Source organism: Pseudomonas sp. 58(2021), from assembly GCF_017491585.1.
GTDB classification, from domain to species: domain Bacteria; phylum Pseudomonadota; class Gammaproteobacteria; order Pseudomonadales; family Pseudomonadaceae; genus Aquipseudomonas; species Aquipseudomonas fluorescens_BT.
The window spans coordinates 25,629-46,291 of the sequence record NZ_JAFGYZ010000016.1 but is presented as its reverse complement, the minus strand read 5'-3'; the positions used below and the strand labels follow the sequence as shown (position 1 = coordinate 46,291).

The following is a 20,663-nucleotide window of genomic DNA, read 5'->3' as shown; positions in this document are numbered from 1 at the left end:
GATTGGCTTTCCTTCTATAGGCTGGGAGCAGTGTCGGGATCAGGCCGATACGCGCGGGATCGTGTCGTCGCTGCGCAGGGTGAAGATCTCGTAGCCGGTGTCAGTGACAAGCAAAGTATGCTCCCACTGTGCCGACAGCTTGCGGTCCTTGGTGATCGCGGTCCAGCCGTCGCCCAGCACCTTGGTGTCGGCCTTGCCCTGGTTGATCATCGGTTCGATGGTGAAGGTCATGCCGGCCTTCAGTTCCATGCCCGTGCCCGCGCGGCCGTAATGCAGGATCTGCGGCTCTTCGTGGAACACCTTGCCGATGCCGTGACCGCAGAACTCGCGCACCACGGAGAAGCCGTTCTTTTCAGCGTGCTTCTGGATGATCTCGCCGATGTCGCCGAGGCGGCAGCCGGGTTTGACGATTTCGATCGCCTTGTACATGCATTCCTGGGTGACCTGGGACAGGCGCTCGGCCCAGACCGGTACGGTGCCGACGTGGAACATGCGGCTGGTGTCGCCGTGGTAGCCATCCTTGATCACCGTGACATCGATGTTCAGGGTGTCGCCGTTTTTCAGCGGCTTGTCATTCGGGATGCCGTGGCAGACCACATGGTTGATCGACGTGCAGATCGACTTCGGATAGCCCTTGTAGTTGAGCGGGGCAGGGATGGCTTTCTGCACGTCGACGATGTAGTCGTGGCAGATCCGGTTCAGCTCATCGGTGGTCACGCCCGGCTTGACGTGTTCGGCAATCATTTCCAGCACATCGGCGGCCAGTTTGCCGGCGACACGCATGCCAGCGATGTCCTCGGGAGTTTTGAGGGTGACGGTCATACAGGCTCTCTCTGCGCTCGGCGGCGCTTGCTGATACGGACAGGGCGGCGGTTTTCGCCTCGCAGCCCTGAAAAACGCGATTCTAACAGACCAAAGGCGCAAATCCGCGCCTGCGTGCATCGCTTCTCTCTATACAATAGTGCGCGCAAGGCCGATTCCAAGGGGGCGGCATCCATGTCCCTGACGGGATTAAAGATTCCGGGTTCCGTTTGCGGCCTTGCTGTGGTATAAAATGCGCCGCTTTCCGGGGATAGCTCCGGGAGCATTAACCCACACACGTGTCGACACGATGGCCTGGGTGCCTTTGATCCTCGGATCGGGGGTTGGTCATTGGGATACGTGGAGGCCCAACCCGACTTATCAAGGAACTATCATGTCCCAAGTCAACATGCGCGATATGCTGAAGGCCGGTGTGCACTTCGGTCACCAAACCCGTTACTGGAATCCGAAAATGGGCAAGTACATTTTCGGCGCGCGTAACAAGATTCACATCATCAACCTTGAAAAAACCCTGCCAATGTTCAACGAAGCTCTGACTTTCGTAGAGCGCCTGGCCCAGGGCAAAAACAAGATTCTGTTCGTCGGCACCAAGCGTTCCGCTGGCAAGATCGTTGCTGAAGAAGCAACACGTTGCGGTTCGCCGTACGTCGATCACCGCTGGTTGGGCGGCATGCTGACCAACTTCAAGACCATCCGTGCTTCCATCAAGCGTCTGCGTGACCTTGAAGTACAAGCCGAAGACGGTACTTTCGCCAAGCTGACCAAGAAAGAAGCGCTGATGCGCTCTCGTGATCTTGAGAAGCTGGATCGCTCCCTGGGCGGCATCAAGGACATGGGCGGTCTGCCAGACGCACTGTTCGTGATCGACGTTGACCACGAGCGCATCGCGATCACCGAAGCCAACAAGCTGGGCATCCCGGTCATCGGCGTTGTCGATACCAACAGCAGCCCGGAAGGCGTTGACTACATCATCCCAGGCAACGATGACGCAATCCGCGCTATCCAGCTGTACATGGGTTCGATGGCTGACGCAGTAATCCGTGGTCGCAACAATGTTGCTGGCGGTACTGTTGAATTCGCAGCTGAAGAAACTCAGGCTGCAGCTGAGTAATTGACGCCCTGGCGTTGACTCAGTAAGCAAAAAGGGGGCTTGGCCCCCTTTTTGCCACCTCGAAAACCATCTGTCGGCAGCGCAGCTACAGCATCTGTAACGTGCAGCGGCTACAAACAGGTTCGGGAAGAATTGAACGCCCGTTCGATCGGGTGGAATGGTTGAAAACCTATCCAAGAGGAATTTGAAAATGGCAGCAATTACTGCAGCGTTGGTCAAAGAACTGCGCGAGCGTACCGGCGAAGGCATGATGGATTGCAAGAAGGCCCTGGAAAAGGCTGGCGGCGACATCGAAAAAGCCATTGATGACATGCGTGCTTCGGGCGCGATCAAGGCTGCCAAGAAAGCCGGCAACGTTGCCGCTGAAGGCGCTATCGCCATCAAGGACGACGGCAAGGCTGCCGTTCTGATCGAAGTCAACTCGCAGACCGACTTCCTGGCTCTGCAGGACGACTTCAAAAACTTCGTTGCTGCCAGCGTTGACAAAGCATTCGCTGACAAGCTGACCGACGCAGCTCCGCTGATCGCTTCTCAAGAAGCTGCTCGCGAAGCGCTGGTTGCCAAAGTAGGCGAAAACGTAAACATCCGTCGCCTGGTGCGCGTGGAAGGTGACGTAGTCGGCACCTACCTGCACGGCAACAAGATCGGTGTTGCCGTTGTCCTGAAAGGCGGCGACGTTGAGCTGGCCAAAGACATCGCGATGCACGTTGCTGCAAGCAACCCTGAATTCCTGCTGCCTTCGCAGGTTTCGAACGAAGCGATCGAGCGTGAAAAGGCTGTGTTCCTGCAGCTGAACGAAGAAAAAATCAAAGGCAAGCCGGAAAACATTGTTGAGAACATGGTCAAAGGCCGTATCAGCAAGTTCCTGGCAGAAGCGAGCCTGGTTGAGCAGGCGTTCGTCAAGAACCCTGAGATCAAGGTTGGCGAGCTGGCCAAGAAAGGCGGCGCTGAAATCGTTTCCTTCACTTACTTCAAAGTAGGCGAAGGCATCGAGAAGCCAGTCGACAACTTCGCTGAAGAAGTTGCTGCACAGCTGGCTGCCGCCAAGCAATAAGACGGTTTTTCAACTGTCGCCCGAAAGAGGCTGCCCGCTCACGCGCGCAGCCTCTTTTCAGATAGGGTTACCAATTTTTAATTGGTTTCCCCTTGGAACTGACTTACAAAGCCATGTTCCGATGGCGCTGAAGCAGCGCCACGCTAGAGTGAACGCAGCTGCAAACAGCTCGCAAAGAATTTTTTAAATACGCCGCAGGAGAGATTCGCAATGGCTCAGCAGGGCAGTGGTTATCAGGCTCGCTATAAACGCATTCTACTCAAGCTTAGCGGCGAGGCCCTGATGGGCTCGGAAGAGTTCGGGATCGATCCGAAAGTGCTGGATCGCATGGCGCTGGAAGTCGGCCAACTGGTCGGTATCGGCGTTCAGGTCGGTCTGGTGATCGGCGGCGGCAACCTGTTCCGCGGTGAAGCGCTGAGCAAGGCCGGCATGGATCGGGTTACGGGCGACCACATGGGCATGCTGGCCACTGTGATGAACGCCCTGGCCATGCGCGATGCGCTGGAACGTGCCAATATCTCGGCCATCGTGATGTCGGCCATTTCCATGGTCGGTGTGACCGATCACTATGATCGTCGCAAGGCCATGCGTCACCTGAACTCCAAGGACGTGGTGATTTTCGCGGCCGGTACCGGCAATCCGTTCTTTACCACGGATTCGGCAGCCTGCCTGCGTGCCATCGAAATCGACGCGGATGTCGTGCTTAAAGCGACCAAGGTCGATGGTGTCTATACTGCCGACCCGTTCAAAGACCCGCATGCCGAGAAGTTCGATCATCTGACTTACGATGAAGTGCTGGATCGCAAGCTGGGCGTAATGGATCTGACGGCCATCTGCCTGTGCCGCGACCACAAGATGCCGCTGCGCGTATTTAACATGAACAAGCCCGGCGCCCTGCTGAACATCGTGCACGGCGGCGCTGAAGGAACCCTGATCGAGGAAGTTCAACAATGATCAACGAAATCAAGAAAGACGCTAAAGAGCGCATGCAGAAGTCTGTCGAGTCCCTGTCTCACAACTTCGGCCGCATCCGTACCGGCCAGGCGCACCCAAGCATTCTGGAAGGCGTGATGGTTCCGTACTACGGTGCCGACACCCCGATCAAGCAAGTGGCCAACATCACCGTCAAGGACGCTCGTACCCTGCAGGTCGTGGCGTTCGAGCGCAACATGCTGGGCGCGGTCGACAAGGCGATCGGCAGTGCGGGTCTGAACCTGAACCCGACCAACCTGGGCGAGCTGCTGCTGATCAGCATGCCGGCCCTGACCGAAGAAACCCGTCGCGGCTTCACCAAGCAGGCGCGTGACGTGGCTGAAGATGCCCGTGTTGCCGTGCGCAACATCCGTCGCGATGCCAACAGCTCGCTGAAGGATCTGGTCAAGGAAAAGGAAATCAGCGAAGACGAAGAGCGTCGCGCAACTGGCGAGATCGATGATCTGACCAAGAAGTTCGTGGCCGAAATCGACGCTAAGCTTGCCGAGAAAGAAAAAGACCTGATGGCCGTATAAGGGTCGAGCTTTAAATGGAAAAGACCAAGCAGACTGCGCCGTCCGCGGTGCCGCGCCATGTCGCGATCATCATGGATGGCAACAATCGCTGGGCGAAAAAACGCTTTATGCCGGGTGTTGCCGGGCATAAAGCGGGTGTGGATGCTGTGCGGGCGGTGATCGAGGTGTGTGCCGAGGCCGGGGTCGAGGTGCTGACGCTGTTCGCCTTTTCCAGTGAGAACTGGCAGCGCCCGGCCGATGAGGTCAGTGCCTTGATGGATCTGTTCTTCAAGGCATTGCGTCGCGAGGCCAAGCGGCTCAACGACAACAACATCAGCCTGCGCATCATTGGCGACCGTTCGCGTTTCCATCCCGAGCTGCAGGCTGCCATGCGCGAAGCGGAAGCCATGACCGCGGGAAGCAATCGCTTCATTCTGCAGATCGCCGCCAACTACGGCGGTCAGTGGGATATCGCGCAGGCTGCGCAGCGTCTTGCTCGCGAGGTTCAGGCCGGACATCTGCGTCCTGAAGACATCACGCCTGATCTGCTGCAAGCCTGTCTGGCGACCGGTGATCTGCCGTTGCCGGACCTGTGTATCCGCACGGGCGGCGAGCACCGCGTCAGCAACTTCCTGCTGTGGCAACTGGCCTATGCCGAGTTGTACTTCTCCGACCTGTTCTGGCCGGACTTCAAACACGATGCCATGCGTAATGCGCTGGCCGATTTCGCTTCGCGTCAGCGTCGTTTCGGTAAAACGAGCGAGCAGATCGAAGCTGGAGCCCGGGTTTAATGCTTAAACAACGAATCATCACTGCGCTGATCCTGCTGCCGATCGCACTGGGCGGTTTTTTCCTGCTCGAGGGATCCGGCTTTGCGCTGTTCATCGGCCTGGTTGTCAGTCTGGGTGCCTGGGAATGGGCGCGCCTGGCCGGTTTCGCTGCGCAATCGTTTCGCGTTGGTTATGCGGCAATCGTCGCGCTGATGCTGTTCGTCATGTACATCCTGCCGGGGCTGGCGCCCTGGGTGCTCGGTGCCTCGGTAATCTGGTGGGCGGTGGCGACCTGGCTGGTGCTGACCTATCCGCGCTCCAGCGAGCGCTGGGCCAGTGCTGCCAGCAAGTTGGTGATCGGCCTGCTGATTCTCCTGCCGGCCTGGCAAGGGCTGATCTACATCAAGCAGAACCAGCTGGGTAACCTTCAGATCCTGGCCGTGATGGTGCTGGTCTGGGGCGCTGATATCGGTGCCTATTTCTCTGGTCGTGCTTTCGGCAAGCGCAAGCTGGCCCCGCAAGTCAGTCCGGGCAAAAGCTGGGAAGGCGTGTACGGCGGTCTGGCGCTGAGCCTGGTGATTACCACGCTGGTTGCGCTGTTTCGTGACTGGACGGTCGCGCAATTGTTCAAGGGCTTGATCGGTGCAGCGCTGATCGTGTTCATCTCCGTGGTGGGCGATCTGACGGAAAGCATGTTCAAGCGTCAGTCCGGCATCAAGGACAGCAGCAATCTGCTGCCGGGTCATGGCGGTGTACTGGACCGGATTGACAGCCTGACAGCGGCGATCCCGGTATTCGCGGTATTGCTGTGGATGGCGGCACCGTGAGTCGCCCACAGCAGATTACCGTTCTGGGGGCGACCGGTTCGATCGGTTTGAGCACTCTGGATGTCATTGCTCGTCATCCTGAGCGTTATCAGGTTTTTGCCCTGAGTGGTTTCACGCGCCTGAGCGAGCTGTTTGCCCTGTGCGTGCGCCATGTGCCGCAATTCGCGGTGGTGCCGGAAGTCGCAGCGGCGCGTGGCTTGCAGGACGATCTGCGTGCTGCCGGTCTGTCGACTCGCGTGCTGGTGGGCGAGGAGGGGCTGTGTCAGGTGGCGGCTGCTCCCGAGGTGGACGCGGTGATGGCGGCCATCGTCGGTGCTGCCGGTCTGCGCCCGACCCTCGCCGCGGTCGAGGCGGGCAAGAAAATTCTTTTGGCGAACAAGGAAGCGCTGGTGATGTCCGGCGCCTTGTTCATGGAAGCCGTGCGCAAGAGCGGTTCGGTCCTGCTGCCAATCGACAGTGAGCACAATGCGATTTTTCAGTGCATGCCGCAGGATTTTTCCCGTGGTTTGAGCAATGTCGGTGTGCGTCGGATTTTACTGACAGCCTCTGGCGGTCCCTTCCGGCAGACGCCGATGGCCGAACTGGCGCATGTTTCACCCGATCAGGCCTGTGCTCATCCGAACTGGTCCATGGGGCGCAAGATCTCGGTGGATTCAGCCAGCATGATGAACAAGGGGCTTGAGCTGATCGAGGCCTGCTGGCTGTTCGATGCCCGACCGTCGCAAGTCGAGGTGGTGATCCATCCGCAAAGCGTGATTCACTCCCTGGTCGACTATGTGGATGGCTCGGTGCTGGCGCAGTTGGGCAATCCCGACATGCGTACCCCCATCGCCAATGCGTTGGCCTGGCCGGAGCGTATTGATTCGGGTGTGGCTCCACTGGATCTGTTTGCCATCGCGCGACTGGATTTCGAGGCGCCCGATGAGAAGCGCTTTCCGTGCCTGCGACTGGCACGTCAGGCAGCCGAGGCGGGCGACAGTGCGCCTGCCATGCTCAATGCCGCGAATGAAGTGGCGGTAGCAGCGTTTCTCGACGGGCGGGTTCGCTACCTCGAAATCGCGAGTATCATCGAGGAAGTGTTGAATCTTGAGCCGGTGGTTGCGCTGAATGATCTTGATGCGGTGTTTACCGCGGATGCGGCGGCACGCACGCTGGCCGGTCAATGGCTGACTCGCCACGGTCGATAGACCTGAAGAAAGCACACGGCTTCAGGCGGAACGGAACAGGATTGCGGAGAAAGTAGATGAGCGCGCTCTATATGATTGCCGGCACCCTGATCGCCTTGGGTGTGCTGGTCACCTTTCACGAATTCGGCCACTTCTGGGTCGCGCGTCGCTGTGGCGTCAAGGTTCTGCGCTTTTCCGTGGGCTTCGGCATGCCGTTGCTGCGCTGGCACGACAAGCAGGGAACCGAGTTCGTCGTCGCGGCCATTCCGCTGGGCGGCTACGTCAAGATGCTGGATGAGCGTGAAGGTGAAGTGCCGGCCGATCAGCTCCATCAGTCTTTCAATCGCAAGTCCGTTCGTCAGCGCATTGCCATCGTCGCCGCCGGTCCCGTTGCCAACTTTCTGCTGGCCATGGTGTTCTTCTGGGTGCTGGCCATGCTGGGCAGCGAACAGGTGCGTCCGGTCATCGGTGCAGTCGAGTCCGGCAGTATCGCGGCGAAGGCCGGCCTGAGTGCGGGCCAGGAAATCGTGGCCATCGACGGCGAGCCGACGTCCGGCTGGGCTGCGGTCAATCTGCAATTGGTACGTCGCCTGGGGGAAAGTGGTTCGCTGCAGGTGCTGGTGCGCGAGCAGGGCTCTACTGCTGATTCGCCACGGGAGCTTGCGCTGGATCATTGGCTCAAAGGGGCTGACGAGCCGGATCCGATTCGCTCCCTGGGTATTCGCCCATGGCGCCCTGCGCTGCCGCCAGTGCTCGCTGAGCTCGATCCGAAAGGCCCGGCACAGGCTGCCGGGCTGAAAACCGGTGATCGCCTTCTGGCCCTTGATGGCAAGGCGCTGGATGACTGGCAGCAGGTCGTCGATACGGTACGTACGCGTCCTGATACCAAAATCATGCTGCACGTCGAGCGCGACGGTGCTCAAATCGACGTCCCGGTGACACTGGCGGCGCGCGGCGAGAGCAAGTCGCCAAGCGGTTATCTGGGGGCGGGGGTGAAGGCCGTCGACTGGCCACCGGAGATGATTCGCGAGGTCAGCTACGGCCCTTTGGCCGCGATTGGCGAGGGTGCCCGTCGTACCTGGACCATGAGTGTCCTGACGCTGGATTCACTGAAGAAAATGCTGTTCGGCGAGCTCTCGGTAAAAAACTTGAGTGGACCGATAACCATTGCTAAAGTGGCGGGCGCTTCTGCCCAGTCGGGCGTTGCTGATTTCCTGAATTTCCTTGCTTATCTGAGTATTAGCCTGGGGGTTCTGAATTTGCTGCCCATTCCTGTACTGGATGGGGGGCATTTGTTGTTTTATCTGATCGAGTGGGCGCGTGGTCGTCCCTTGTCGGATCGGGTGCAAGGTTGGGGGATACAGATCGGTATCAGTTTGGTGGTCGGGGTGATGTTGCTTGCTCTGGTCAACGACCTGGGTCGTCTGTAACGCTTCGCTGAATTGCGAATCTGCCGCATTTTGCGGCAGTTTGTTTATTGCCAGTTGGAATAAGAAAGGACTTCATGAAACGTCTGCTGCTAACTGCGGTTCTCACCGTATTGATGATCGCCGAAGTTCACGCCGAGTCCTTCACTATCTCTGATATTCGCGTCAACGGCCTCCAGCGGGTCTCCGCGGGTAGCGTCTTTGGTGCCTTGCCGTTGAACGTCGGCGAGCAGGCGGATGATCGTCGCCTGGTGGAATCCACTCGTGCGTTGTTCAAAACCGGTTTCTTTCAAGATATCCAGCTGGGCCGCGAAGGCAACGTTCTGGTGATCACCGTCGTCGAACGTCCATCGGTCGCAAGCATCGAGATCGAAGGCAACAAGGCGATCTCCACCGAAGACCTGATGAAGGGCCTCAAGCAATCCGGTCTGGCCGAAGGCGAGATCTTCCAGCGCGCGACCCTCGAAGGCGTGCGTAACGAGCTGCAACGTCAGTACGTTGCGCAAGGTCGTTACTCGGCTACCGTCGATACCGAAGTGGTATCGCAGCCGCGTAACCGTGTCGGCCTGAAAGTGAAGATCAACGAAGGCACCGTTGCTGCCATTCAGCATATCAACGTGGTGGGCAACACGGTTTTCCCCGAGGAAGACCTGGTCGACCTGTTCGAGCTGAAAACCACCAACTGGCTGTCGTTCTTCAAGAACGACGACAAATACGCCCGTGAAAAGCTTTCCGGTGACCTGGAGCGTCTGCGTTCCTACTACCTGGACCGCGGCTATATCAACATGGATATCGCTTCGACCCAGGTTTCCATTACTCCGGACAAAAAGCACGTCTATATCACTGTCAACGTCAACGAAGGCGAGAAGTACACCGTTCGTGACGTCAAGCTCAGTGGTGACCTGAAAGTGCCTGAAGACCAGGTCAAGTCCCTGCTGCTGGTGCAGAAAGGTCAGGTGTTCTCGCGCAAGCTGATGACCACTACCTCGGAACTGATTACCCGTCGTCTGGGCAACGAGGGCTACACCTTCGCCAACGTCAACGGTGTTCCGCAGCCGCACGACGATGACCACACCGTGGACATCCTGTTCGCTGTAGATCCAGGCAAGCGTGCCTACGTCAACCGTATCAACTTCCGTGGCAACACCAAGTCCGAGGACGAAGTGCTGCGTCGTGAAATGCGCCAGATGGAAGGCGGCTGGGCTTCTACCTACCTGATCGACCAGTCCAAGACCCGTCTTGAACGTCTGGGCTTCTTCAAGGAAGTCAACGTCGAGACCCCGGCTGTTCCAGGTGTCGACGACCAGGTTGACGTGAACTATGCCGTTGAAGAGCAGGCTTCCGGTTCGATCACCGCCAGCGTTGGTTTTGCCCAGAGCGCCGGTCTGATCCTCGGTGGTTCTATCACCCAGAACAACTTCCTGGGTACCGGTAACCGCGTCAGCGTCGGCCTCACCCGTAGTGAATACCAGAGCCGCTACAACTTCGGCTACGTTGACCCCTACTGGACCGCCGACGGCGTGAGCCTGGGCTACAACGCGTTCTATCGCACCACCGACTACAAAGACCTCGACGTCGACGTAGCAAGCTATGCGGTAGACAGCCTGGGTGCCGGCGTGAACGTCGGTTACCCGATCAGCGAGACTTCGCGTCTGACCTTCGGCCTGTCCGCGCAACAGGACAAGATCAAGACCGGTCAGTACACCGTCGACGAGATTTTCGACTTCGTGAACCGCGAAGGCGACCAGTACCTGAACTTCAAGGCGTCGGCCGGCTGGTCTGAATCGACCCTGAACAAAGGCGTGCTGCCGACCCGTGGTCGTTCCCAGAGCCTGACCCTGGAAAGCACCATTCCGGGCAGCGACCTGTCGTTCTACAAACTCGACTACCGTGGTCAGCTGTTCCAGCCGATCACCGAGAACTACACCCTGCGTCTGCACACCGAGCTGGGCTATGGTGATGGTTACGGTTCGACCGATGGCTTGCCGTTCTATGAAAACTACTATGCTGGTGGTTTCAACTCGGTTCGCGGCTTCAAGGACAGCACCTTGGGTCCACGCAGTACGCCTAGCCGTGGTAAGGATAAGACCGGTAACGTCGGCACGATCGCAGACCCGGACCAGGATCCGCTGCCGTTCGGTGGCAACGTCCTGATCCAGGGTGGTGTGGAAGTCCTGTTCCCGATGCCGTTCGTCAAGGATCAGCGTTCGCTGCGTACTTCCGTGTTCTGGGATGTGGGTAACGTTTTCGACTCCAAGTGCCAGCAGACACTCAACACTGACGGCATCACCAAGTCCAAGACGCAGTGCAACGACATCAGCTTCAGCAACATGGCCAGTTCCGTCGGTGTCGGCGTGACCTGGGTTACCGCACTGGGTCCTTTGAGCTTCGCGCTGGCCACGCCGGTCAAGAAACCGGATAACGCTGAAACTCAAGTGTTCCAATTCTCCCTCGGCCAGACGTTCTAAGCGTCTGACCCAAGATAACGACAATGGATTTTGTAGGAGTGCATCGTGCGTAAGTTGACTCAATTGGTTCTCCTGGCCTCCGTACTGGTGGCAGGCCCGGCGTTTGCCGACATGAAAATCGCTGTTCTGAACTATCAAATGGCACTGCTGGAATCCGATGCGGCGAAGAAGTACGCCGTGGATGCCGAGAAGAAGTTCGGCCCGCAACTGACCAAGCTCAAGACGCTGGAAAGCAGCGCCAAGGGTATTCAGGATCGCCTGATGGCCGGTGGCGACAAGATGCAGCAGGGCGAGCGTGAGCGTCTGGAGCTGGAATTCAAGCAAAAGGCCCGGGACTTCCAGTTCCAGTCCAAGGAGCTGAACGAAGCCAAGGCCGTTGCTGACCGCGAAATGCTCAAGCAACTGAAGCCGAAACTGGATAGCGCAGTGGAAGAAGTCATCAAGAAAGGTGGTTTTGACCTGGTGTTCGAGCGTGGCGCAGTCATCGATGTCAAACCTCAGTACGACATCACGCGCCAGGTTATCGAGCGCATGAATCAGCTGAAGTAACCCATGACCGTGACTATCAAGCTCGGCCAGTTGGCCGAGTTCCTCGGCGCCACCCTGAGTGGCGATCCCGAGCAGCAAATTACTGGGCTAGCCACCTTGCAGGAGGCTGGCCCAGCTCAGTTGAGCTTTCTGGCAAACCCTCAATACCGCAAATACCTGGCCGGCTCCCAAGCTGCAGCGCTGTTGCTCAAGGCAGCAGACGCCGAAGGCTATGCCGGGAATGCACTGGTGGTGCCGGATCCTTACCTGGCTTATGCCCGTATTTCCCACCTGTTCGATCCGAAGCCGAAATCCACTGCCGGTATCCACCCGAGTGCGGTGATCGCGCCGGACGCCGTCGTTGATCCGACTGCCTGCATCGGTCCCTTTGTGGTGATCGAGGCGGGTGCGCGGATCGGGGCCGGTGTAACCCTCGGTGCGCATTGCGTCGTCGGTGCCCGTAGCGAAATCGGCGAGGGCGGCTGGCTGGCTCCGCGGGTGACGCTGTATCACGATGTGCGTATCGGCAAGCGTGTGGTGATCCAGTCGGGTGCTGTGCTCGGCGGTGAAGGCTTCGGTTTCGCCAACGAGAAAGGCATCTGGCAGAAAATCGCCCAGATCGGTGGCGTGACCATCGGCGACGATGTGGAGATCGGCGTTAATACCGCCATCGACCGCGGTGCGCTGGCCGACACCGTGATCGGCAACGGCGTGAAACTCGACAACCAGATTCAGATCGCCCACAACGTACAGGTCGGTGATCACACCGCCATGGCAGCGTGCGTGGGGATTTCGGGCAGCACCAAAATCGGCAAGCACTGCATGCTCGCCGGGGGTGTCGGCCTGGTAGGGCACATCGATATTTGTGACAACGTTTTCCTGACTGGAATGACCATGGTTACCCACTCGATCACCGAGCCGGGTGCCTACTCTTCCGGTACAGCCATGCAGCCGGCTGCCGAATGGCGTAAAAGCGCGGCGCGCATCCGTCAGCTCGATGACCTCGCACGGCGTTTGAAACAGCTTGAAAAGCGCGTAGGGGAAGTGACCCCTGGCGGCAATGCTTCATCTGAAGGCTGATACCATTTCCATATCAAGTGTGCACAGCCTCTGGACTGCCTCCTTGATTTGCTAGAGGAGTGCGCGTCAGTCGCGCTCCCAATCTTTACATAGGCTTCCCCCCGAAATGATGGACATCAACGAGATTCGCGAATACCTGCCTCACCGTTACCCGTTCCTGCTGGTGGACCGGGTAGTGGAGCTGGATACGGAAGGCAAGCGCATTCGCGCCTACAAGAATGTCAGCATCAACGAACCATTCTTCAATGGTCACTTCCCAGCCCACCCGATCATGCCGGGCGTGCTGATTATCGAAGCGATGGCTCAGGCTGCCGGGATCCTTGGTTTCAAGATGCTCGATGTGAAACCGGCCGATGGCACCCTCTACTATTTCGTCGGTTCCGACAAACTGCGTTTCCGTCAGCCAGTGCTGCCGGGTGACCAGTTGATCCTCGAAGCCAAGTTCATCAGCTGCAAACGCCAGATCTGGAAGTTCGAATGCCAGGCTTCGGTCGATGGCAAGCCGGTCTGCTCCGCTGAAATCATCTGCGCGGAACGCAAGCTATGAGTTTGATTGACCCTCGCGCAATCATCGATCCTTCGGCCGTACTGGCCGAGGGTGTCGAGGTCGGCCCGTGGTCGATCATCGGCGCAGGTGTGGAAGTCGGCGAGGGAACAGTGATCGGGCCTCACGTGATCCTCAAAGGTCCAACCCGAATCGGCAAGCACAACCGCATCTACCAGTTTTCCTCGGTAGGCGAAGACACGCCGGATCTCAAGTACAAGGGCGAAGACACCCGTCTGGTGATCGGCGACCATAACGTGATCCGAGAAGGTGTGACGATTCACCGTGGCACGGTTCAGGATCGTTCCGAAACCACGCTGGGCGACCACAACCTGATCATGGCCTATGCCCACATCGGTCACGACAGTGTCATCGGCAACCATTGCATCCTGGTCAACAACACTGCGTTGGCCGGCCATGTGCACGTTGATGACTGGGCAATTCTGTCCGGGTTCACCCTGGTGCATCAGTATTGCCACATTGGCGCCCACAGCTTTTCCGGCATGGGCACAGCGATCGGCAAGGACGTTCCTGCGTTCGTTACCGTATTCGGCAACCCGGCCGAAGCGCGCAGCATGAACTTCGAGGGCATGCGCCGTCGCGGTTTCAGCGAAGACGCCATTCACGCCCTGCGCCGTGCGTACAAAACGGTGTATCGCCAGGGCCTGACCGTCGAACAGGCGCTGGCCGAACTGGCCGAGCCGTCTGCACAGTTCCCGGAAGTCGCGATGTTCCGTGACTCCATCCAGTCGTCGACCCGCGGCATCACCCGCTGACCATGGCCAATCTGCGTATTGCGCTGGTGGCGGGGGAGGCTTCCGGTGACATTCTGGGCGCCGGTCTCATGCGCGCCCTCAAGGCACAGCATCCTGCGGTGGAGTTCATCGGAGTCGGCGGTCCGCTGATGCAGGCCGAAGGCCTGACCTCCTATTTTCCAATGGAACGTCTGTCGGTCATGGGGCTGGTGGAAGTCCTGGGGCGGTTGCGCGAGTTGCTCAAGCGCCGCAAGGACCTGATCGCCACGCTGATCGCCGAAAAGCCGGATGCCTTCATCGGCATTGATGCACCGGATTTCAACCTCAATATCGAACTCAAACTGCGTCAGGCCGGGATCAAGACCGCGCACTACGTCAGCCCTTCGGTATGGGCCTGGCGGCAGAAGCGGGTGCTGAAGATCCGCGAAGGCTGCGACCTGATGCTCACGTTGTTGCCGTTCGAAGCAAAGTTTTACGAAGAGAAGGGCGTGCCGGTGCGGTTCGTCGGTCATACGCTGGCCGATACCATTCCACTGGAGGCTGATCGTGCGTCCGCGCGTGCCGAGCTGGGGCTGTCTGACGGCCCGCTGGTGGCTTTGATGCCGGGCAGCCGCGGCGGCGAAGTCAGTCGTCTGGGTGCGCTGTTCCTCGATACCGCCGAACGCCTGCGTGCCATGCGCCCGGGGCTGTGCTTTGTCATGCCGTGCGCCAACCCTGAACGTCGGGCCCAGCTTGAAGCGTTGCTGGCCGGTCGCGACCTGCCAGTGACCCTGCTCGACGGCAAGTCCCACCTGGCGTTGGCCGCGTGCAACGCGGTCCTGATCGCGTCGGGTACGGCGACCCTTGAGGCGCTGCTGTACAAGCGCCCGATGGTCGTGGCCTACCGTCTTGCGCCGCTGACGTTCTGGATTCTCAAGCGCATGGTCAAGAGCCCGTACGTCTCTCTGCCCAATCTGCTGGCCCAGCGACTGTTGGTGCCGGAATTGTTGCAGGATGATGCGACGGTCGAGGCACTGGCCCAGACCCTTTCGCCGCTGATCGACGGCGGTGAAGAACAGACTCGTGGCTTCGACGAAATCCACCGCACCCTGCGTCTGGACGCCTCCAATCAGGCGGCTGACGCCGTTCTGAACCTGATCGGGCAAAAACGATGAGCAAGACAAGCATGCAGATGGGCCTGGATTTCACCCTGGTCGCCGAAGTCGAAGAACTGGTGGCCGGCGTTGATGAAGTCGGTCGCGGCCCGCTGTGCGGTGCAGTCGTCACGGCGGCGGTCATCCTCGATCCGAACCGTCCGATTATCGGTCTCAACGACTCGAAAAAACTCACCGAAGCCAGGCGTGAAAAGCTCTACGACGAAATCTGCGAAAAGGCGCTGAGCTGGTGCATCGCCCGCGCCGAGGTCGAAGAGATCGACGAACTGAACATTCTGCACGCCACCATGCTGGCGATGCAGCGTGCGGTGGCCGGCCTGCACATCCAGCCGAAACTGGTGATGATCGACGGCAACCGTTGCCCGAAACTGCCGATGCGTTCCGAGGCGGTGGTCAAGGGCGACAGCAAGGTTCCGGCCATTGCGGCGGCGTCGATTCTGGCCAAGGTCAGCCGCGACCGTGAGATGGCGGCGTTCGAGTTGATCTATCCGGGTTACGGCATCGGTGGCCACAAAGGCTACCCGACCCCCGTTCATCTGGAAGCGCTGGTGCGCCTCGGGCCCACGCCGATTCATCGCCGTTCGTTTGCCCCGGTGCGACAGGCTTACGAGGCGCTGGAAGGTCTCACGCCGGTTTAGCGGCGAGGCTGATGTTTTATTCTGGGCCCGGTACAATCCGGGCCTTGTTGTTTCTATGTAACTGGACAGGATCACTATGCCGGCTTCATTCGTTCATCTACGCCTGCACACTGAATACTCCCTGGTCGACGGGCTGGTGCGGATCAAGCCGCTGGTCAAGGCCCTGACCGGTATGGGCATGCCGGCCGTTGCGGTTACCGACCAGAACAACATGTGTTCGCTGGTCAAGTTCTATAAAAACGCCATGGGCGCGGGAATCAAACCGATCTGCGGCGCCGACCTGTGGCTGTCGAACAAGGATCCGGACGGGCCATTGAGCCGGATCAGTCTGCTGGTCATGAATGCCCAGGGCTATCGCAACCTTACCGAGCTGATTTCCCGTGGCTTCATCGACGGTCAGCGCAACGGCATGGTCATCATCGAGCGCGAATGGGTCGCCGAGGCCAACGAAGGCCTGATCATGCTGTCCGCCGCCAAAGAAGGCGAGATCGGCATGGCCATGATCGGCGGCAACCCCGCCGAGGCCGAGGCCCTCACCCGCGAGTGGATGTCGGTGTTCCCGGATCGTTTTTATCTGGAAATCCAGCGTACCAACCGTCCGAACGACGAAGAGCAACTGCACGGTGCCGTGGCCCTGGCCGAGAAGCTCGGTGCGCCACTGGTCGCCACCAACGATGTGCGCTTCATCAAGCAGGAAGACTTCGCCGCCCACGAAACCCGCGTCTGCATCGGTGAGGGCCGGGCCCTCGACGACCCGCGGCGTTCGAAGAACTACAGTGATCAGCAGTACCTGAAAAGCGCCGAGGAAATGGCCGAGCTGTTCAGCGACTTGCCGGATGCGGTGGAAAACACCGTCGAGATCGCCAAGCGCTGCAACATCGACGTGAAGCTGGGCAAACACTTCCTGCCGGACTATCCGATTCCCGATGGCATGACCATCGACGAGTATTTCCGCAAGGTATCGTTTGACGGTCTGGAAGAGCGTCTCAGCGTACTGCTGCCCAAGGACACCACTGAAGATTACGAGGCCAAGCGACAGGTCTACGTCGACCGGCTGAATTTCGAGCTGGATATCATCATCCAGATGGGGTTCCCCGGTTACTTCCTGATCGTGATGGACTTTATCCAGTGGGCCAAGAACAACGGTGTGCCGGTGGGCCCTGGCCGGGGGTCGGGTGCCGGATCGCTGGTGGCCTATGTACAGAAGATCACCGACCTCGACCCGCTGGAATATGACCTGCTGTTCGAACGTTTCCTCAACCCGGAACGGGTATCGATGCCGGACTTCGACGTCGACTTCTGCATGGACGGTCGCGACCGGGTAATCGATTACGTGGCCGAAAAATACGGCCGCAATGCGGTGAGCCAGATCATCACTTTCGGTTCCATGGCTGCGAAGGCTGTGGTGCGAGACGTGGCGCGGGCCCAAGGCAAGTCGTTCGGCCTGGCGGATCGCCTGTCGAAGATGATTCCGTTCGAAGTCGGCATGACCCTGGAAAAAGCCTACGAGCAGGAAGAAATCCTGCGCGACTTCATCAAGGTGGATGAAGAAGCGGCGGAAATCTGGGAGATGGCGCGCAAGCTCGAAGGCGTGGTGCGTAACGTCGGTAAACACGCCGGTGGTGTGGTGATCGCGCCGACCAAACTGACCGACTTCTCGCCGATTTATTGCGACGAGGCCGGCGACGGTCTGGTGACCCAGTTCGACAAGGATGATGTGGAGGCGGCCGGTCTGGTGAAGTTCGACTTCCTCGGTCTGCGGACCCTGACGATCATCGACTGGGCACTGAAAACCATCAACCGTGACCGCGCCAAGGTCAACGAGCCGCCGCTGGACATCGCGTTCATCCCGCTGGATGACAAGCCGACTTATCAACTGCTGCAAAAAGCTGAAACCACCGCGGTATTCCAGCTCGAATCCCGCGGCATGAAAGAACTGATCAAAAAGCTCAAGCCCGACTGCCTCGAAGACTTGATCGCACTGGTGGCCCTGTTCCGTCCGGGCCCGCTGCAGTCCGGCATGGTGGATGACTTCATCAACCGTAAACACGGTCGTGCGGAACTGGCGTATCCGCACCCGGATTACCAGTACGAAGGCCTGCAACCGGTGCTGGCGCCGACCTACGGCATCATCCTGTATCAGGAACAGGTGATGCAGATCGCCCAGGTCATGGCCGGTTACACCCTCGGTGGTGCGGACATGCTGCGTCGGGCGATGGGTAAGAAAAAACCCGAGGAAATGGCCAAGCAGCGCGGCGGTTTCATTGAGGGCTGTGCGTCGAACAATATCGACGCGGACCTGGCGGGTAACATTTTCGACCTGGTGGAAAAATTCGCCGGTTACGGCTTCAACAAATCCCACTCCGCCGCCTACGGTCTGGTGTCGTACCAGACCGCCTGGCTGAAAGCTCACTACCCGGCGCCGTTCATGGCTGCGGTGCTTTCGGCGGATATGCACAACACCGACAAGGTAGTGACCTTGATCGAGGAAGTGCGCACGATGAAGCTGCGCCTCGATGCGCCGGACGTGAACACGTCGGAATTCAAGTTCACGGTGAACGACGAAGGCCGCATCGTGTATGGCCTGGGCGCGATCAAAGGCGTCGGCGAAGGCCCGGTGGAAGCAATCACCGAGGCTCGTCAGGCCGGCCCGTTCAAGGACTTGTTCGACTTCTGCGCCCGGGTCGACCTCAAACGTATCAACAAGCGCACGCTGGACGGTCTGATCCGCAGCGGCGCGCTGGATCGCCTCGGCCCGTACTTCCACGACGAGCAGAAGGCGTATCAGGCCAACATCGACCGTAACCGCGCGGTGTTGCTGGCGGCGATGGAAGAGGCGATCAAGTCGGCCGAGCAGACTGCCCGTACCCGTGACAGCGGCCATGCCGACCTGTTTGGCGGGTTGTTCGTCGAAGAGGACGCGGACGTTTACGCGATCCACCGCAAGGCGAAAGAGCTGACCCTCAAGGAGCGGCTCAAAGGTGAAAAAGACACCTTGGGCCTGTACCTGACCGGTCACCCGATCGACGAGTACGAAGGCGAAATCCGCCGTTTCGCCCGCCAGCGCATCATCGATCTGAAACCGGCCCGGGACACCCAGACCGTGGCGGGGATGATCATTGCCCTGCGGGTGATGAAGAACAAAAAGGGCGACAAGATGGGCTTCATCACCCTCGACGACCGCTCCGGGCGGATCGAGGCGTCGCTGTTTGCCGATGCGTTCCATTCTGCGCAATCGCTGTTGCAGACCGATGCGATGGTGGTGGTCGAAGGCGAGGTCAGCAACGACGACTTCTCCGGCGGCCTGCGCCTGCGGGTCAAACGGGTGATGAGCATGGAAGATGCGCGCACCAACCTGGCCGAGAGCCTGCGCCTGAAGTTGCAGACCCAGGACCTGAAAGGCGATCAGCTACGCTGGTTGGGGGATTTGCTCAAGCGTCACCGCGGGGCGTGCCCGATTACCATGGAGTACACCAGCCCTGATGCGAAGACCTTGCTGCAGTTTGGCGAGACCTGGCGGATCGACCCGGCGGATGCCTTGATTCAAGCCCTGCGTGACCAGTTCGGGCGAGACAACGTCTTCCTCCAATACCGTTGACCGGCAGGTGAGAACACGCCGCCTGCCCACAACCTGAATTTTTAATCTCGACCTCAGCGCGCCTCTCCCTTAAGGTAGGGCGCGAATAGACAACCGGCCGGCCCAAGCTCAATTGGGACTCGACCCAAGACGGACGCCTATGAACCCGAATTTCCTGGATTTCGAACAGCCGATCGCCGACCTGCAAGCCAAGATCGAAGAGTTGCGCTTGGTCGGTAATGACAATTCGCTGAATATCGGCGATGAGATCTCCCGCCTGCAGGACAAGAGCAAGACGCTCACCGAAGACATCTTCGGCAAGCTGACCAGCTGGCAGATCGCACGTCTGGCACGTCACCCGAAACGTCCCTACACCCTGGACTACATCGAGCACATCTTCACCGAGTTCGACGAGCTGCACGGTGATCGTCACTTCTCCGACGACGCGGCCATTGTAGGCGGCGTGGCACGTCTGGAAGACCAGCCAGTGATGGTGATCGGTCACCAGAAGGGCCGTGAAGTGCGTGAAAAGGTACGCCGCAACTTCGGCATGCCGCGTCCGGAAGGCTACCGCAAGGCGTGCCGCCTGATGGAAATGGCCGAGCGTTTCAAGATGCCGATCCTGACCTTCATCGACACCCCGGGCGCCTACCCTGGCATCGACGCCGAAGAACGCAACCAGAGCGAAGCGATCGCCTGGAACCTGCGCGTCATGGCCCGCCTGAAAACCCCGATCATCGCCACCGTGATTGGTGAAGGTGGTTCCGGCGGTGCACTGGCGATCGGTGTGTGCGACCAGCTGAACATGCTGCAGTACTCGACCTACGCGGTGATCTCGCCGGAAGGCTGCGCTTCGATTCTGTGGAAAACCGCAGAAAAGGCGCCGGATGCCGCTGAAGCGATGGGCATCACCGCCGAGCGTCTGAAAGGCCTGGGCATCGTCGACAAGGTGATCAGCGAGCCTCTGGGCGGCGCCCACCGTGATCCGGCCGCTGCCGCAGCATCGATCCGCGCCGAGCTGAGCTCGCAACTGGCGATGCTGAAGAAGTTCGACAACGAAGCGCTGCTCAAGCGTCGTTATGATCGTCTGATGAGCTACGGCCTCTGATCGAACGCCGTTTTGGCTGACAACGCAAAACACTGTGGGAGCGGGCTTGCCCGCGAATGCGATGTAACATTCAACGACTGTGTTGGCTGTTTCACCGCTTTCGCGAGCAAGCCCGCTCCCGCTTTTGGTTTGTGAAAAGGTAGAAAA

18 protein-coding genes are annotated in these 20,663 nt (G+C 59.2%); 17 read left to right on the top strand and 1 reads right to left on the bottom strand.

The annotated features are described in order from the left end of the window. Positions 1-39: 39 nt before the first annotated feature. On the bottom strand, positions 40-822 hold the full coding sequence (gene map, locus J5M72_RS19090) for a type I methionyl aminopeptidase (RefSeq protein WP_207866780.1): 783 nt from the start codon (positions 820-822) through the stop codon (positions 40-42). Positions 823-1,195: 373 nt separating this feature from the next. Here map and rpsB point away from each other — a divergent pair, with 373 nt between their 5' ends. From rpsB to J5M72_RS19005, 17 genes are all read left to right on the top strand, one after another. Further along, complete coding sequence (rpsB, locus tag J5M72_RS19085; RefSeq protein ID WP_207866779.1) at positions 1,196-1,933, top strand: 30S ribosomal protein S2; 738 nt, start codon at positions 1,196-1,198, stop codon at positions 1,931-1,933. A 190-nt stretch (positions 1,934-2,123) separates the two neighbouring features. Next, entirely contained in the window at positions 2,124-2,987 is an 864-nt protein-coding gene (tsf, locus tag J5M72_RS19080; RefSeq protein ID WP_169429061.1) for a translation elongation factor Ts, read from the top strand. Between the two features lie 210 nt (positions 2,988-3,197). Next, the gene (pyrH, locus tag J5M72_RS19075; protein ID WP_011332683.1) at positions 3,198-3,941 is read left to right on the top strand and encodes a UMP kinase; all 744 of its coding nucleotides are present in this window, start codon (positions 3,198-3,200) and stop codon (positions 3,939-3,941) included. Continuing rightward, on the top strand, positions 3,938-4,495 hold the full coding sequence (frr, locus tag J5M72_RS19070) for a ribosome recycling factor (RefSeq protein WP_008019552.1): 558 nt from the start codon (positions 3,938-3,940) through the stop codon (positions 4,493-4,495). The genes pyrH and frr overlap by 4 nt, the downstream gene beginning before the upstream one ends. 14 nt (positions 4,496-4,509) lie before the next feature. Beyond that, positions 4,510-5,265, top strand: a complete 756-nt coding sequence (gene uppS / locus J5M72_RS19065; protein ID WP_207866778.1) for a polyprenyl diphosphate synthase — start codon at positions 4,510-4,512, stop codon at positions 5,263-5,265. Then, positions 5,265-6,071 (top strand): phosphatidate cytidylyltransferase, encoded by an 807-nt coding sequence (locus J5M72_RS19060; protein ID WP_169429063.1) that lies wholly within the window; start codon positions 5,265-5,267, stop codon positions 6,069-6,071. Before uppS ends, J5M72_RS19060 begins: the two co-directional genes overlap by 1 nt. Next, positions 6,068-7,258, top strand: coding sequence for a 1-deoxy-D-xylulose-5-phosphate reductoisomerase (ispC, locus tag J5M72_RS19055; RefSeq protein WP_207866777.1), 1,191 nt, complete (start codon positions 6,068-6,070; stop codon positions 7,256-7,258). Before J5M72_RS19060 ends, ispC begins: the two co-directional genes overlap by 4 nt. Positions 7,259-7,314: 56 nt before the next feature. Then, positions 7,315-8,667 carry a sigma E protease regulator RseP gene (gene rseP / locus J5M72_RS19050; RefSeq protein ID WP_207866776.1) on the top strand — a complete coding sequence of 451 codons (1,353 nt, stop codon included), beginning with the start codon at positions 7,315-7,317 and terminating at the stop codon, positions 8,665-8,667. Between the two features lie 74 nt (positions 8,668-8,741). Continuing rightward, on the top strand, positions 8,742-11,132 hold the full coding sequence (gene bamA / locus J5M72_RS19045; RefSeq protein WP_169429066.1) for an outer membrane protein assembly factor BamA: 2,391 nt from the start codon (positions 8,742-8,744) through the stop codon (positions 11,130-11,132). Positions 11,133-11,177: 45 nt separating this feature from the next. Next, a complete protein-coding gene (locus J5M72_RS19040) occupies positions 11,178-11,681 on the top strand; it encodes an OmpH family outer membrane protein (protein WP_003222140.1) in 504 nt (167 codons plus the stop codon). Positions 11,682-11,684: 3 nt separating this feature from the next. Beyond that, positions 11,685-12,740, top strand: coding sequence for a UDP-3-O-(3-hydroxymyristoyl)glucosamine N-acyltransferase (gene lpxD / locus J5M72_RS19035; RefSeq protein ID WP_169429067.1), 1,056 nt, complete (start codon positions 11,685-11,687; stop codon positions 12,738-12,740). Positions 12,741-12,846: 106 nt separating this feature from the next. Next, complete coding sequence (fabZ, locus tag J5M72_RS19030) at positions 12,847-13,287, top strand: 3-hydroxyacyl-ACP dehydratase FabZ (protein WP_003222142.1); 441 nt, start codon at positions 12,847-12,849, stop codon at positions 13,285-13,287. Further along, positions 13,284-14,060, top strand: coding sequence for an acyl-ACP--UDP-N-acetylglucosamine O-acyltransferase (gene lpxA, locus J5M72_RS19025; RefSeq protein WP_169429068.1), 777 nt, complete (start codon positions 13,284-13,286; stop codon positions 14,058-14,060). Before fabZ ends, lpxA begins: the two co-directional genes overlap by 4 nt. A gap of 2 nt (positions 14,061-14,062) precedes the next feature. Then, on the top strand, positions 14,063-15,193 hold the full coding sequence (gene lpxB / locus J5M72_RS19020; RefSeq protein ID WP_207866775.1) for a lipid-A-disaccharide synthase: 1,131 nt from the start codon (positions 14,063-14,065) through the stop codon (positions 15,191-15,193). Positions 15,194-15,204: 11 nt separating this feature from the next. Continuing rightward, the gene (rnhB, locus tag J5M72_RS19015; protein WP_243433398.1) at positions 15,205-15,831 is read left to right on the top strand and encodes a ribonuclease HII; all 627 of its coding nucleotides are present in this window, start codon (positions 15,205-15,207) and stop codon (positions 15,829-15,831) included. A 76-nt stretch (positions 15,832-15,907) separates the two neighbouring features. Continuing rightward, complete coding sequence (dnaE, locus tag J5M72_RS19010) at positions 15,908-19,429, top strand: DNA polymerase III subunit alpha (protein WP_169429071.1); 3,522 nt, start codon at positions 15,908-15,910, stop codon at positions 19,427-19,429. 139 nt (positions 19,430-19,568) lie between these two features. Next, entirely contained in the window at positions 19,569-20,516 is a 948-nt protein-coding gene (locus tag J5M72_RS19005) for an acetyl-CoA carboxylase carboxyltransferase subunit alpha (RefSeq protein ID WP_011332694.1), read from the top strand. Positions 20,517-20,663: the final 147 nt, after the last annotated feature.

What these genes read in the sequence shown, in the direction of transcription:
- map (WP_207866780.1), bottom strand. Translation starts at nt 822, where the DNA reads ATGACCGTCACCCTCAAAACTCCCGAGGACATCGCTGGCATGCGTGTC.
- rpsB (WP_207866779.1), top strand. Translation starts at nt 1,196, where the DNA reads ATGTCCCAAGTCAACATGCGCGATATGCTGAAGGCCGGTGTGCACTTC.
- bamA (WP_169429066.1), top strand. Translation starts at nt 8,742, where the DNA reads ATGAAACGTCTGCTGCTAACTGCGGTTCTCACCGTATTGATGATCGCC.
- uppS (WP_207866778.1), top strand. Translation starts at nt 4,510, where the DNA reads ATGGAAAAGACCAAGCAGACTGCGCCGTCCGCGGTGCCGCGCCATGTC.
- rseP (WP_207866776.1), top strand. Translation starts at nt 7,315, where the DNA reads ATGAGCGCGCTCTATATGATTGCCGGCACCCTGATCGCCTTGGGTGTG.
- lpxD (WP_169429067.1), top strand. Translation starts at nt 11,685, where the DNA reads ATGACCGTGACTATCAAGCTCGGCCAGTTGGCCGAGTTCCTCGGCGCC.
- fabZ (WP_003222142.1), top strand. Translation starts at nt 12,847, where the DNA reads ATGATGGACATCAACGAGATTCGCGAATACCTGCCTCACCGTTACCCG.
- pyrH (WP_011332683.1), top strand. Translation starts at nt 3,198, where the DNA reads ATGGCTCAGCAGGGCAGTGGTTATCAGGCTCGCTATAAACGCATTCTA.
- J5M72_RS19060 (WP_169429063.1), top strand. Translation starts at nt 5,265, where the DNA reads ATGCTTAAACAACGAATCATCACTGCGCTGATCCTGCTGCCGATCGCA.
- rnhB (WP_243433398.1), top strand. Translation starts at nt 15,205, where the DNA reads ATGCAGATGGGCCTGGATTTCACCCTGGTCGCCGAAGTCGAAGAACTG.
- lpxA (WP_169429068.1), top strand. Translation starts at nt 13,284, where the DNA reads ATGAGTTTGATTGACCCTCGCGCAATCATCGATCCTTCGGCCGTACTG.
- lpxB (WP_207866775.1), top strand. Translation starts at nt 14,063, where the DNA reads ATGGCCAATCTGCGTATTGCGCTGGTGGCGGGGGAGGCTTCCGGTGAC.
- frr (WP_008019552.1), top strand. Translation starts at nt 3,938, where the DNA reads ATGATCAACGAAATCAAGAAAGACGCTAAAGAGCGCATGCAGAAGTCT.
- tsf (WP_169429061.1), top strand. Translation starts at nt 2,124, where the DNA reads ATGGCAGCAATTACTGCAGCGTTGGTCAAAGAACTGCGCGAGCGTACC.
- dnaE (WP_169429071.1), top strand. Translation starts at nt 15,908, where the DNA reads ATGCCGGCTTCATTCGTTCATCTACGCCTGCACACTGAATACTCCCTG.
- J5M72_RS19005 (WP_011332694.1), top strand. Translation starts at nt 19,569, where the DNA reads ATGAACCCGAATTTCCTGGATTTCGAACAGCCGATCGCCGACCTGCAA.